The sequence below is a fragment of the Streptomyces winkii genome, assembly GCF_032248595.1.
GTDB classification, from domain to species: domain Bacteria; phylum Actinomycetota; class Actinomycetes; order Streptomycetales; family Streptomycetaceae; genus Streptomyces; species Streptomyces winkii.
The window spans coordinates 812831-826067 of record NZ_JASTTH010000003.1; the positions used below are offsets into that span (position 1 = coordinate 812831).

The window sequence follows — 13237 nt, forward strand, 5'->3', positions numbered from 1 at the left end:
GTCCCGGGCCGGGGCCCGCTCCGGACCCGGTGCCGGCGCCGACACCCAGTCCGCCGCCGGGGCCGGCGCCCGACCCGATTCCGCCGGCGCCAGGGCCCGAGCCCGTACCGCCCGAGCCGGAGCCGCAGCCGGCGCCGCCCGCGCCGTGAGGACGCGAGACCGCCGCTCGGGCTCGGAGAGAGCGGGCGACAGATGAACAGCGGGGCCCCGGCGACGGGGCCCCGCTGCTTTCGCCTGGGCGCGATTCAGAGCTCGATCGCCCAGGCCAGGAAGTAGACGAAGAAGACCGCGACGAGCAGCGCCAGAACGATCAACGGCCCCTTGGACCAGCCCTTCGCGGGGTTGTGGCGCTCGTCGGGGCCGGCGCCTCCGGTGCTGTCCTCCCCGGGCGGCGTCTCACCGGGCGGGACCTGGCCGCCGGGCTCGAGGCCGGGGATGTGCCGGGGGTCGTCCGGATCGGGATACCTCTCGTCCATGGCGCCCGGGTACGCAGCAACGTGCGACTTATACATGGCGTACGTGGCGGCCAGCGGCGGCGGCGCAGCCGCTCCGTCTGCCCGTAGGGCCGCTTCGGCCCGTACGCCCGGTTCAGTCCGTCAGCCCGGTGACCCGGAGCGTGAGGTTCAGCCTCCCCGACGCCATCCCCGTCGCCGGATCGCCCGTACCCGCGAAGACCTTCGTGACGCCGTGGTACGCGAACCGGGACGGTCCGCCGAAGACGAACAGGTCGCCCGAGGACAGCTCGACGTCCGTGTAGGGCCTGCCGCGCGACGCGGTGTTCCCGAAGCGGAAGACGCACGTGTCGCCGATGCTCAGCGAGACCACCGGCGCGGCCGACCTCTCGTCCTTGTCCTGGTGCATCCCCATGCGCGCGCTGCCGTCGTAGAAGTTGATCAGCGCCGTGTCCGGCTCGTACGCCTGCGCCTCGGCGGTGCCGCCGTACGCGTCGGCCAGCGCCCGGCGGCCCAGTTCCGCCAGCCAGCCGGGGAGGTCGGCGACGCGGCGTCCGTTCACATCGTCGGCGGTGCGCGTGTAGCGGTAGGGCTGCCAGTGCCAGCCCAGGCACACCGTCCGCACCGACATCACTCCGCCCCGCGGCAGACGCGTGTGCCGCAGCGGTACGGGGCCGGCCGCCCACTCGCGGCACGCCGTGACCAGACGGCGCTGCTCATCCATGCCGAGCCAGCCGGGCAGATGCACCGCGCCGGGCGCGGGCCGCGACGGCGGGACGGGGACGAGGGCGTCCACGGGCGAGACCTCCATCCTGTTCCGTCCTCTTCGTGCAGGGGGTTTGTGGCGCGGGGAGCGCGGCCGGACACCGGCCAGTGTCGCAGCCCGGCATGTGAGCTTCTGGCGGAAACCGGACGCGGGGGCCCGGCACGGCAGTCGGCCGGTCCGCCGGTACGGGTGCACGCCGCCCCGGCCGTAGCCGCCGAGTGCCGGTCGGCGGAGCGGGCACAAGAAGGGGACACGACGACCGGCAACACGACGACCGGCAAGGGGAGATCATGGAGATCTCAGGCATCATCAGCGCCATCGTGATCGGGATCGTCATCGGCGTGCTCGGGCGGCTCATCGTTCCGGGGCGTCAGCGCGTCGGCATACTGCTGACGATCGGGGTCGGCATCGTCGCGGCCCTCATAGGCACGGCGATCGCCACGTACTTCGGAGTGGCCGACACCAGGGGAGTCGACTGGATCGAGTGGCTCATCCAGCTGGTCCTCGCCGCGCTCGGCGTCTCCGCACTGGACCGCTCGAAGCGGGGCCGCCGCTGAGCCCGCGCGGCACGCCCAGGTACACGCCCATACGGTGAACACGCCCTGAACGCAGGCCCCTTGCCCGGGCGGACGTCCGGCAGGGGGCCTTCACATGGCCCTGGCCCGTCGCTCCCGTGCTGCTCACTTTCGCCGCGCCCCGTATCCGAGGCGCGCGAACAGCCCTACGCTGATGCTCACTTGGACCCCCCACACCACCAAGGAATCAGCTCATGAGCAGATCCCGCCTGGCTCTCGCCATATCGACGGCCGCCCTGCTGTCCGCCGCCACCGCTCTCGCCGTCCCGGTCACGGCCCAGGCAGGCCCCCACGAGGCGGCGGCCTCGACGTACGGCGACACCACGGGCGTCGGCGTGCACAACGCCTACGAGCAGGACAAGTACGAGTACTTCGCCGACGCGCTCGACTCCGGAGCCTCCCTCCTCGAACTCGACGTGTGGACCAACGTCGTCGGTAAGGGCTGGCGCGTCTCCCACGGCAACCCCACCGGAAACGACAACAACTGCGAGAACGCCGCGTCGGCGGACGAACTGCGCACGAAGGAGCGCGACCAGAGCCTCGACGGCTGCCTCGCCGACATGCGCGCCTGGCACGACGCACACCCAGGGCATCCGCCGATCCTCATCAAGGTCGAGATGAAGGACGGCTTCTACGACAAGGCCGACCGCGGACCCGACGAATTCGACGCCCTGCTGCGGGAGAAGCTCGGCGACGCGCTCCTGCGTCCCGCCGACGTCACCGGCAGCCACGCGAACCTGGACGAGGCGGTGGGCAGCAGCGGCTGGCCCAGCCGGGACGCCATGGCGGGCAAGTTCGTCGTCGACCTCATCCCCGGCACGGTCGAGGAGCAGAACCCGGCCGACGACCTGTGGACGGACGAGGAGTACGCGACCAACCTCAAGGACCTCGCCGCCGAGGGCAGGTTGGGCGAGGCCGGCGCCTTCCCCGCCGTGCACGGCGCGGAGAAGGGCGACCCCCGCACCGAACGCTACGACGAGGCGCTGCGCCCGTGGTTCGTCGTCTTCGACGGCGACGCCTCGGCGTTCACCGGCGACGGCATCGACACGGCCTGGTACCAGGAGCACGGCTACCTCACGGTGATGACCGACGCCCACAAGGTCGCCCCGGAGATCGACGGCACCGAGCCGACCGAGCAGGAGGCCCGCGACCGGGTCACCCAACTCGCCTCGGCACACGCCAGTTTCGCCACCTCCGACTGGTATCCGCTGCCGAAGGTCCTCTCGATGGTCGTCCCGCGCGGCTGAACGAGCCCCGCAGGGACGGGACTTGGGCGGCCGGGCGTACAACGGCTCGGCTCCCGGGCAATGCCCCGGACAGCGCCCCGGCACAGTGCCCGGACACCCTGTCGCCGGCGTCCCCGTGCTCCGCCCGTCTACCGGCGCAGCGCGAGGACGTCGTCGACCGTGTCGGCCTCGGCCGCGCTCTTGTCCGGCCGGTAGCGGACGACGCGCGCGAAGCGCAGCGTCACCCCTGCCGGGTAGCGTGTGGAACGCTGCAACCCGTCGACGGCGATCTCCACCACGAGCTCCGGCCGCACCGTCACCCCCCACGGGTGCTCGCGCTCCGCGAGGCCGCGCAGCCGCTCCGTCTGCCAGGCCAGCAACTCGTCCGTGAGCCCCTTGAAGGTCTTGCCGAGCATCGCGAACGAGCCGTCGGGCCACCGCGCGCCCAGGTGCAGGTTCGACAGGCGTCCCGTGCGCCGCCCGTGGCCCCACTCCGCGGCCAGCACCACCAGATCCAGCGTGAAGACCGGCTTGACCTTCAGCCAGGACGCGCCACGGCGCCCCGCGCTGTATGCGGAGTCCAGCGCCTTCACCATGACGCCCTCATGGCCCTGTTCCAGTACGTCCCGCGCGAACTCCTCTGCCGCGCGGCGCTCTTGCTCCGCGTGCGGGTCGTGCACCACCAGACGCCGCACCCGCAGGGACTCGGGAACGACCGTCGCGAGGACCTCGTGGCGCTGCGCCGCGTCCAGGTCCACCACATCGCGCCCGTCGACGGAGAGGACGTCGAAGAAGCGCGGTGTGATCGGCAGCGTCACACGCGCGGTCGGCACGTCCGCGTGCGACCCCACGCGCTGGGAGACCTCCTGGAACGGACGCGGCCGGCCCTGCTCGTCCAGCGCGATCACCTCGCCGTCGAGCACGGCCTGCCGAGCCGCCAACGCGCCCACGGTATCGGAGAGTTCGGGCAGCCTGGCGGTGATGTCGTCGAGAGTGCGCGTGTAGATCCCGATGCTGTCGCCGTCCTTGTGCACCTGCACCCGGATGCCGTCCAGCTTCTCCTCCACGACGCAGGGGCCGAGCTTGTCCACCGCCTCCAGTACGTTCTTCGCGCTCTGCGCCAGCATCGGCAGCACCGGCCGCCCCGTCTGGAGCCGGAACGCGTCGAGCGCGGAAGGGCCTTCGGCCAGCAGCGCGCTCGCGACCGAGCCGAGCGAACCGCCGAACATCACGGCGCGGCGCACCTGCGCGGAGGGCACCGAGACCGCCTCCGCCAGGCCCTCCACGGCGAACGCGTCCAGCGCTCCCTGTCTCAACTCGCCTGTGAGGAGCCGGAAGAGGAAGTTCTGCTCCTCCTCGGTCGCCGCCGACATCAGCGCCGCCAGCAGCCGTCTGCGCTCCGCCTGGGCGCCCTTGCCGCTCACGGCGGCGATCTCCTCCAGGGCCGCGTCGACGTCCGCGATCGTCAACCGTGCCTCGGGCGAGGGAGGATGGCGCTCGGAGAGCGTGCGGAAGCCCACCCCCGTACGGCGCTGCGGCAGCCGGCCCGCCAAGTACGTGACGACCACGGGCACTTCGCCGGGCGAGGCCGCGCGGAAGAGCTCAGCGAGCAGCGTGACCTTCTCCTTGCGCCCGGAGACGGTCGTGATCTGTTTCGAGGTGCGGGCGATGTCGGCCAGCAGCATGCTTCCATCCTCACTCCGCCGAGGCTGCCGCGCAGCCCTGCGGGAACGGGCAGCTCACTCCCGGCGTGCCCGGTGCTCCCGGTTGACCGGTCCGGCCGTCCACCGTCCGCGGTCGCCGGGCGGCTTCAGCGCTGTGGGTCGTGTCCCCAGTTCATGAGGGCGTAGCGCCAGTCGGTGTCGCTGACGTCTCCCCGCGGACGGTGCTTGAGCTGCCGGTCGATGTGGTGGATCACCTTGCGCATGTGGACCAGGTCGTCCGCGGTGAAGTCCGCCTTGGGCGTCCGCAGAAGCCGCAGCACGCGCCGTCCCGCGGCGTGGCTGTGGCTCTCGCGCTGCCCTTTGTGGCGGCCCACGTTGCGTGAGCGCTCCGTCTCCAGCCAGCGTTCGAGCTGCCCCGCCGGCAGGTTCACGGCCCTCGCGAAGTCCGAGAAGAGTTCGTCGCGTTGGGCCCTCTGCTTCATGTCACTCACGAGGCACGCCCCCTCGCCGGTGCCGGTCCTCCGGGCAGCCGTCCGCGCCCGCCGCTCCGGTCCGTAGGCGACCGCTGGGGACGGCGGTCGTGGTGCGAGCCGCCGCGCGTGCTCCCGTCTGGCCGTCGTGCGACGGACGCTCCCCGGCACCGCGTCTCCGTGCGTCCGCCGGGACGGCCCGCCGCCGGTGGATCCTCCTGCCCCTCGACATGGGTACATGCCGCCTTTCACCTGATGTGCGCCTTCCGTGGTGCGGGTGCCCCGACGGCTGCGGAGAATGCCGCAGACCCGGCCGGCGCACGGCGGGCCCGCGTCCCCCGCTCCCGTACGGCAGGCAGGCGGCACTCGCACGGTGCGAGGTGCAGGCGCGGGGTACTGCTGAAAAACTCTCGGTAGATCTCCCTTCACCGTCCGCGAGCGCGAGTCTCGTGCTGTGCGCTGGCCGGGCCGACCTCCCGGGAAGGAGCCGCCATGCAGCGCCGGCCGAGTGCACACGTACGCGAAGGGAACCAGGACGTCCGGGACGTCCGTGCGCTCGGCATCGACCCCGACCACGACACGGCGGCCGTCATCGAGGCGCTGCTGTCCCGGCACATCGCGGCGCGGCGCGAGGAGGCCGCGCGCAGCAGCGACCGATTCGCCGAGGACGTCATCGACCTGCTCGCCGACGTCGTACTGCGGGGCGGCAAGCGCACCCGCCCCGCCTTCCTGTGGTGGGGCTGGCGCGGCTGCGGCGGCATGCCCCGCAGCTCCGCGGCCGACGCGGTGCTCAAGGTCGCCACCGCGCTGGAGCTGATCCAGGGATGCGCCCTCATCCACGACGACCTCATGGACGGCTCGCTGCTGCGCCGGGGCGCCCCCTCCGCGCACGTCGCGTTCGCCAACCAGCACCGCGCGGCCGGACTGCGCGGCAACCCCGACGCCTTCGGGGTCTCCGCCGCCATCCTCGCCGGAGACCTCGCCCTGGTCTGGGCCGACGACCTCTTCGAGACCGCCGGGCTCGACAGCCGGGCGAGGCGCGCCGTCGGTCCCGCCTGGCAGGCCATGCGCACCGAGACCATCGCGGGCCAGTACCTCGACCTGTACGGGCAGGGCACCGGCGTCGACTCCCCCGAGGAGTCCCTGCGCGTGGCCTACCTCAAGAGCGGCCTCTACACCGTCGAGCGCCCGCTCCACCTCGGAGCCGCCGTGGCCGGCGCGGACCCCGACGTCATCGCGGCGCTGCGCCGCGCGGGACGCAGCGCCGGTGTCGCCTTCCAGCTGCGCGACGACCTGCTCGGCGTCTTCGGCCCCTCCGCCCGTACGGGCAAACCCGCGGGCGACGACATCCGGGACGGCGACTCCACGTACCTGGTGGCGATCGCGTTGCAGCGGGCCCGCGCCCACGGCAGGCACGAGGCCGAACGCCGGCTGCGCGCGGCCCTCGGCAACCGCGACCTGCACGAGGGCGAACTCCAGCAGATCCGCGAACTCCTCACCGGGCTCGGGGCGGTCGCCGCTGTCGAGGCGCGCATCGGCCAGCTCACCGCCTCCGCGCTCACAGCCCTGGACCAGGCGCACCTGGCGCCGCCCGCGGACCAGCGGCTGAACGCGCTCGTACGGAGCGTCTCCGCACCTCCGGAGTGACGGCGGCTCCGCCCGTGCGCACCCCGCGTACGACCCGGCGGGCGTCACGCCTCCCGAATGGACGACTCGGCGCTCTCCCGGCGCGCGCCCGGAGGCCGCCGGTGTTGGCATGGGGAGAAGCCGCCGACCGGGGCGGGCCGTCCAGGCGGAGAGGGAGAGACCCGTGGCCAGCAGTGTGCCCGAACCGAAGTACACGGTGCCCGGCATGACGCAGCGGGACGGCCGCGACGTCATCCAGCTCCTGAACATGCGACTGCATGCCCTGAACGACCTCGCCCTGACCCTGAAGCACATCCACTGGAACGTGGTGGGCCCGCACTTCATCGCCGTGCACAAGATGCTCGACCCCCAGGTCGACTCCGTACGCGATATGACCGACACCACCGCCGAGCGCATCTCCACGCTCGGCGGCTCCCCGCACGGCACCCCGGGCGCCCTCGTGGCGGAGCGGAAGTGGGAGGACTACGGGATCGGGCGCGCGGAGGCCATCGAGCACCTCGGCGCCCTGGACCTCGTCTACACCGGGGTCATCGAGGACCACCGCGAGGCAGTGAAGATCACAGACGACAGCGACCTGGTCACGCAGGACATGCTCATCGAGCAGCTGCGCAGCCTCGAACTCTTCCAGTGGTTCGTCCGCGCCCACCTGGAGAGCGCGGGCGGTGCGCTGAGCACGGCCAGCGCCAGCTCCGAGCGCGACGCCGCGAGCAAGGCCACCAGGCAGGCCCGCAAGCAGCCCTGAGCGATGCGCCGCCATGAGGGAGTGATCCGAGGCAGGGGAGAGAGACGATGGCCGGACAGTTCGAGGTGACGACGGAGATCGACCGCCCCATCGAGGAGGTCTTCGCCTACCTCGCCGACGGCGAGAACGATCCCCGATTCAGCCCGAGAGTGCAGGAGATGACCAAGGTGACCGAGGGCCCGACCGCGGTGGGCACGGTCTACCGCAGCACGGTCAAGGACGCCGGAGTGCGCACGCGCAGGGAGTTCCGCATCACCGAGTTCGAACCGCCCACCACGATCCGCTGGACGGAGACCTCGGAGAACCTGGTGACCGCCGAGGAGGGCGGCTACGACCTCGAGTCCACCGGCGAGGGAACCACCCGCGTCCGGCTCTTCAACTCCCTGACCGGCCACGGCGTCGGCAAGATGATCGCCGGAGTCGCGCTGAACGCCGCCCGCAAGGACGCGGAGGACTTCGGCCGGCGCATCAAGGCGGCCGTCGAGTCGGCCTGAACGAGCTTCTGTCGCGCGGAAAAATGGTTGGACACGACGTGGGGCCGCGCCGTACTGTATCGATACAGACTTAATCGATACAGAAGCGGTAGGGGCTGCGGTGGGGGTCACGGATTCGCGGGGTAAGCGGGCGACGCTTCAGACCGTCGCGGACGAGGTCGGCGTCTCGCGGACGACCGTGTCCAACGCCTACAGCCGTCCCGACCAGCTCAACAAGGCTCTGCGTGAGCGGATCTTCGATGCCGCGCGCCGCCTGGGCTACCCGGGGCCGGACGCGTCGGCACGTTCGCTGCGGCGGGGAAGAGCGGGAGCGATCGGGCTGGTCTTCACGGAGACGCTCTCGTACGCCTTCGCCGATCCGTACTCCGTGGGATTCCTGCGCGGAGTCGCCGAGGTCGCCGAGGCCTCGGACACCGGCCTGCTCCTGATCCCCTTGCCGCCCGGCGCGGACGATCCGGAGACGGCCGTGCGGAACGCGGTGGTCGACGGCTTCTGCCTGTACTGCGTGCCCGTGCTCCATCCCGTGAAGGAGCTGATACGGGCACGGGGCCTGCCGCTGGTGACCACCGACGAGAGCGACGACCCGGCGATCCCGTACGTCGGCATCGACGAGCGTGCCTCGGCCCGGCTCGCCGCGGAGCACATCGCCCGGCTCGGTCACCGGCGCGTCGCCGTCATGGTCGACTACGTGGTCGCTCCGGGAACGTCGGGCCCGGCCAGCATCGAGGAGCAACTCGCCTCCGGCTGTGGGGACTTGCTCGGCCGGCTCGGCGGCTACCGCGACGTGCTGGAGAAGGCCGGGGTGGACTGGGGGAGCGTCAGCGTCGTGGCGGCGGGCCGCAACTCCCGCTCGGCGGCGGCCTCCGCGGCGGCTCACTTCCTCGACGTCGCCGAACGGCCCACCGCCGTACTGGCGATCGGCGACGTACTCGCGCTCGGTGTGCTCGACGCGTGCGAGCAGCGGGGCCTCGTGGCCGGACGCGACATCTCGGTCGTCGGCTTCGACGACGTCCCGGAGGCGGCGCGCGCACGCCTGACGACCGTGCGCCAGCCCATGGGCGAGAAGGGCCGCATCGCAGGGAGGCTGCTGCTCGAACCCCCGGAGGACGAGAAGCCGCCGCGGATCAAGCTGCCCACCGAACTGGTCGTACGCGCGACCACCGGCCCCGTGCCGCGCTGACTCCGAGCCTCCCCGACCCGGGCCGCATGGACGCGGTTCCGTGCCCCGGCCGCACTCGATCCGAGACCCCCGAACACGAGACACCTGAGCACGAGGCGGCTGAACGCGGCCGTACGGAACCCGAGGCCTCTGAACCCGGCCTCACCGAACCCTGGCCTCACAGAAGCCGGGCCTCACCGAACTCAGGCCGTACCGAACTCAGGCCGTACCGAAGCGAACCCGAAGGAGACGGCATGTTCCCGATCGAAGGTCCCCTCGCCATGGACGCGACGCGAAGCCTCGCTCACTCCGCGCTGCCCGACGCTCCCGTGGTCCCGGACGAGCCGCCGAGGCCCGTACGGTCATCGCGGCAGCGGCTCGCGCAGACACTGCGCAGCCTCGCGGACCGGCTGGAACCGCCCCGCTGCGTCGACCCGGCGCTTCAGCCGCGTCCCCGATAGCACGCCCGGGCCGGCGGACGATTCCAAGTGCGCCGGCCCAGGCGGCCGTTCACGCCTCGTGGACGCGCCGGCCGCCGACGTACGTCGCGCGCACCGGCACCGAAGCGATGCCTTGCGGATCGACGGTGCGCAGGTCCTCGCCCAGCACGGTGAAGTCGGCGAGAAAGCCGGGCGCCAGACGGCCCTTCACATGGGCGGTGCCCTCCGCCTCCGCCGAGCCGAGCGTGAAGACGGCCAGCGCCTCCTCCGGGCTGATCCGCTGCGCCGCACCGACCTGCGCGCCGTCGTCCATGCCCTCTCGGGTCACCATCGACTGGATGCCGAGCAGCGGCTGGAACGGGCCGCATGGATAGTCCGACGAACCCGCCACGGTGACACCCGCGTCAAGGAAGGAGCGGTGCGCGAACATCCGCTCCGTGCGGTCCGGGCCGTACCAGCGGTTCAGCGCGTCGCCGTGGTAGGCGACATAGCCCGCGAAGGGCACCGCGATCGCCCCCAGCTTCCGCATCCGCTCCACGATGTCCTCGTCGACGACGCTGCAATGCTCGATGCGGTGCCGCAGCCCGGGCCGCGGCGTCTCGCGGTGCGCCGCCTCGAACGCGTCGAGGACGAGGCGGATCGCCGCGTCCCCGTTGGCGTGGACGCCGATGCGGCTGCCGTCCTCGTGCACCGTGCGCACCTGCGAGAACAACTCCTCGGTGGGGGTGGTCTGGAGCCCGTGCCCCGAGGAGTCGGCGTACGGCTCGGCCAGCAGGCAGGTGCGTCCGCCTATCGCACCGTCCACGAATGCCTTGACCCCGACCAGCCGCAGCAGGTCGTCGCCGAAGCCGCTGCCGACTCCGAGCGCCTGCGCCGCCGCGTAATGTTCGATGGACAGCAACATGCCCACGCGGAGCGTCAGTTCGTCCCGTGCACGTGCCTGACGCAGCAGGGCGATGTCCTCCGGGGCGATGAGCGCGTCGCACACGGACGTCAACCCGGCGGCGTGCCACTGGCGTTGGGCCCGGGCCAGGCCCCGCAGCTTCTCCTGCGGCGAGCTGGGACGCAGCGGAGAGGCGTCGCCGCGGGCAGTCGCGGGATACACGACGTTCATCAGGGCCCGCTCGACGAGCCGCCCGTCGAGGCGGCCGTCCGCGTCGCGCCCCAACTCGCCGCCGTCCGGAGGGGAGGAGCCCTCGTCGAGGCGCAGGGCGTGCAGCGCCGCCGAGTTGGCGACTCCCCAGTGGCCCGCGACCTGAACGACGAGCACCGGGTGGCCCGGTGCGGCGCGGTCCAGGTCCCAGCGGGTGAGCGGGCCGGTCTTGGTGTCGTCGTAGCGGCTTCCGCGGATCCACTCACCGGGAGCCGCCCGGGCGGCCTCGGCGCGCACCTGGCCGAGCAGGTCCTCGACGTCGCCGACGGCTCCCGCCGAGAGGTCGAGGTGCAGCAAGTCCTCGGCGGCGATGGCGAGATGGATGTGCGCGTCGTTGAGGCCCGGGACGAGCGCGGCGTCCCCGAAGTCGACCTCCTCGGCGCCGGGGAAGCGTTCGCGCAGCCCCGCCATGGTGCCGGTGGCGGTGATGCGGCCGCCGGCGACGGCGATCGCCTCCGGTTCCGGGCCGCCGCCCGCCTGCTGGCTGACGATCCGTGCGGCGCGGTAGAGCACGGGCCGCAGTTCGTCGATTCCGCCTGTCATGACGCCTCCCCGGTGTAAGCGGCATCCGCCGTGCCGGCCCGTACCGCTGTACGAGGCGGGCCGCCGGCGGCAGGACGCAGCGCGGTGACGGACGCGGTGACGGCGAGGTTCGCCGCCAGGGCGATGACGCCGCCGTTGACGCCGTTCAGCGGATCGTTGCCGGTGGCCCACAGCAGTGTCATCACCGTCAGCCCGACCAGCATGCCCGCGACGGCGGCCGCCGCCGGCATCCGCCGCCAGTACAGCGCCAGCAGTACCGCGGGCACCAGCTGCGCCAGCCCCTCGTACGAGAGAACCGACAGCTGGACAAGGGTGTTGGGGAAGAACAGGCTGCCCGCCAGCGCCAGCAGCCCCGCCAGCAGACAGACCAGCTGCGACAGCCGTTTGGCGCGCATGTCGCCCGCCGGTTCCGAACCCGCGCGGCGGGCGCGCGGATCGGCGCCGTTGCCGCCGCCCAGCACGGTACGACCCCACAGCGTTCCGATGGCGAGCATGAACACACTCATCGGGACGATCGCCGAGAGCGCCCCCGCCACACCGATCACCGCGACCAGCGGAGCCGGGAGAGCATCGGTGACGAGGGAGAAGAGCGCCAGATCGGGGTTGTCCAGGTTGGGCACCACGAACAGGGCGGTCGCGCCGACCAACATCGGTATGAAGAGCAGGAGTTGGTACCAGGGCAGCAGAACGGCGTTGCGGCGCAGGGCGTTCGGGGACTTCGCGCTCAGATAGCCCGCGACCGTCGTCGGGAAGATCGTGATCGTCACGGCGTTCAGCAGCAGCGTCGTGACGAACCACGTACCGTCCAGGCCGCCCGACTCGTGACCGGGGAAGGTCAGCCACTCCGGCTTCTGCGTGACCATCCGGTCCATGAAGTCGCCCAGCCCGTCCACGAAGTGCATCGGAACGTACACCGCGAGAAAGACCACGACCGCGATCACCAGGACGTCCTTGAGCGCGCTGACCCACGCCGAGCCGCGCAGCCCGGACACCAGGATGAACACCTCGGCCACGACGAACGAGATCACCGCCGCCACGCGCAGATCGACGCTCCCGTACGTCATGGCGTTGACCACCACGCCCATCCCCTGAATCTGCACCTGGATGTAGGGGACGATGAAGACCGTGGCCACGACGGCGACGAGTATCCCCAACGGGCGGGAACGGAACCGGTGTTCGGCCATGTCCGCGATGGAGATCAGCCGGTGCCGGCTCGCATACGTCCACAGCGCCGGCCCTACGACGTACGCCACGGCGAAGCCCGTCGTCAGATACGCCACCAGATACAGGATCGGAACACCGAAGGAGAACGACCAGCCGGCCGTGCCCAGGAACGAGAAGCTGGTGTAGGTCTCCCCGGCCATCAGCAGCCAGATGAACAGCACGCCCAGCCCGCGGCTGGAGACCGACCACTCGGCGAGCCCCTTGTCCCGGCCGCGTGCGCTGAGCAGGCCCACGACGATGGTCGCCACCATCGCCAGACCGAAGATCGTCGTCGCGATCGCGGCGGACGAGGTCATGCCGCACCTCCCGCGTCCGGTCCGCGATTCCCGTGCCCGTCGCCGCCCGCGTCTTCGCCGGAGCCCGGGACGTCGTCCACGGGTATCGGTTCGAGAGCCCCCGTCCGGTACGCCGGATCGGATCGCGCCACGGCCCAGATGACCAGCGGGCTGACGACGGTCGCCGCGATGATCCACGCCAGCAGGAACGGCACGCCGAACACCCGCGGTTCGATGCTGTTGGCCACCAGGGGCGCCGCGCAGTACAGCACACCGGGCACCAGCAGCAGCCACAGCGAGCGGCGGCGCCTGTTGGCCGCGGGCAGGGCGGCGAACGGCAGCGGGCCGGGCCCGCCGGGGCTCTCCCGTCCTGCGTCTGAGAGGCTGTCGGACATATCGCTCCTTCT

Annotated in this window: 14 protein-coding genes; 7 read left to right on the forward strand and 7 right to left on the reverse strand. The window is 72.0% G+C overall.

Annotation, left to right across the window (positions count from 1 at the left end):
• Positions 1-245: 245 nt before the first annotated feature.
• Positions 246-476, reverse strand: a complete 231-nt coding sequence (locus QQM67_RS12060) for a DUF6480 family protein (protein WP_314173697.1) — start codon at positions 474-476, stop codon at positions 246-248.
• A 112-nt stretch (positions 477-588) separates the two neighbouring features.
• Entirely contained in the window at positions 589-1263 is a 675-nt protein-coding gene (locus QQM67_RS12065) for an alpha-ketoglutarate-dependent dioxygenase AlkB family protein (protein ID WP_314173698.1), read from the reverse strand.
• A gap of 245 nt (positions 1264-1508) precedes the next feature.
• Here QQM67_RS12065 and QQM67_RS12070 point away from each other — a divergent pair, with 245 nt between their 5' ends.
• Positions 1509-1775, forward strand: a complete 267-nt coding sequence (locus tag QQM67_RS12070) for a GlsB/YeaQ/YmgE family stress response membrane protein (protein ID WP_314173699.1) — start codon at positions 1509-1511, stop codon at positions 1773-1775.
• Positions 1776-1987: 212 nt separating this feature from the next.
• Positions 1988-3040, forward strand: coding sequence for a phosphatidylinositol-specific phospholipase C domain-containing protein (locus tag QQM67_RS12075; protein ID WP_314173700.1), 1053 nt, complete (start codon positions 1988-1990; stop codon positions 3038-3040).
• Between the two features lie 128 nt (positions 3041-3168).
• Here the strand turns inward: QQM67_RS12075 and QQM67_RS12080 are convergent, their stop codons facing one another.
• Both QQM67_RS12080 and QQM67_RS12085 read right to left on the reverse strand, forming a co-directional pair.
• A complete protein-coding gene (locus QQM67_RS12080; protein ID WP_314173701.1) occupies positions 3169-4704 on the reverse strand; it encodes an ATP-dependent DNA ligase in 1536 nt (511 codons plus the stop codon).
• 125 nt (positions 4705-4829) lie between these two features.
• Positions 4830-5165, reverse strand: coding sequence for a DUF3140 domain-containing protein (locus QQM67_RS12085; RefSeq protein WP_314173787.1), 336 nt, complete (start codon positions 5163-5165; stop codon positions 4830-4832).
• Between the two features lie 480 nt (positions 5166-5645).
• Between QQM67_RS12085 and QQM67_RS12090 the strand changes: the two genes are divergently transcribed.
• The 5 genes from QQM67_RS12090 (at position 5646) to QQM67_RS12110 (ending at position 9656) form a co-directional block, all read left to right on the forward strand.
• On the forward strand, positions 5646-6800 hold the full coding sequence (locus tag QQM67_RS12090) for a polyprenyl synthetase family protein (protein ID WP_314173702.1): 1155 nt from the start codon (positions 5646-5648) through the stop codon (positions 6798-6800).
• Positions 6801-7005: 205 nt separating this feature from the next.
• A complete protein-coding gene (locus QQM67_RS12095; RefSeq protein ID WP_314173788.1) occupies positions 7006-7542 on the forward strand; it encodes a Dps family protein in 537 nt (178 codons plus the stop codon).
• A 47-nt stretch (positions 7543-7589) separates the two neighbouring features.
• Positions 7590-8036, forward strand: a complete 447-nt coding sequence (locus QQM67_RS12100; RefSeq protein ID WP_314173703.1) for an SRPBCC family protein — start codon at positions 7590-7592, stop codon at positions 8034-8036.
• 100 nt (positions 8037-8136) lie between these two features.
• Positions 8137-9216, forward strand: a complete 1080-nt coding sequence (locus tag QQM67_RS12105; RefSeq protein ID WP_314173704.1) for a LacI family DNA-binding transcriptional regulator — start codon at positions 8137-8139, stop codon at positions 9214-9216.
• Between the two features lie 233 nt (positions 9217-9449).
• Positions 9450-9656: a hypothetical protein gene (locus tag QQM67_RS12110; protein WP_314173705.1), complete on the forward strand. Its 207-nt coding sequence runs from the start codon at positions 9450-9452 to the stop codon at positions 9654-9656.
• A 49-nt stretch (positions 9657-9705) separates the two neighbouring features.
• Here the strand turns inward: QQM67_RS12110 and QQM67_RS12115 are convergent, their stop codons facing one another.
• The 3 genes from QQM67_RS12115 to QQM67_RS12125 are packed head-to-tail and all read right to left on the reverse strand — an operon-like array spanning position 9706 to position 13225.
• Positions 9706-11331 carry an amidohydrolase gene (locus tag QQM67_RS12115; RefSeq protein ID WP_314173706.1) on the reverse strand — a complete coding sequence of 542 codons (1626 nt, stop codon included), beginning with the start codon at positions 11329-11331 and terminating at the stop codon, positions 9706-9708.
• The gene (locus QQM67_RS12120; protein ID WP_314173707.1) at positions 11328-12851 is read right to left on the reverse strand and encodes a sodium:solute symporter family protein; all 1524 of its coding nucleotides are present in this window, start codon (positions 12849-12851) and stop codon (positions 11328-11330) included. Before QQM67_RS12120 ends, QQM67_RS12115 begins: the two co-directional genes overlap by 4 nt.
• A complete protein-coding gene (locus QQM67_RS12125) occupies positions 12848-13225 on the reverse strand; it encodes a DUF3311 domain-containing protein (protein WP_314173708.1) in 378 nt (125 codons plus the stop codon). The genes QQM67_RS12120 and QQM67_RS12125 overlap by 4 nt, the downstream gene beginning before the upstream one ends.
• Between the last annotated feature and the right edge of the window lie 12 nt (positions 13226-13237).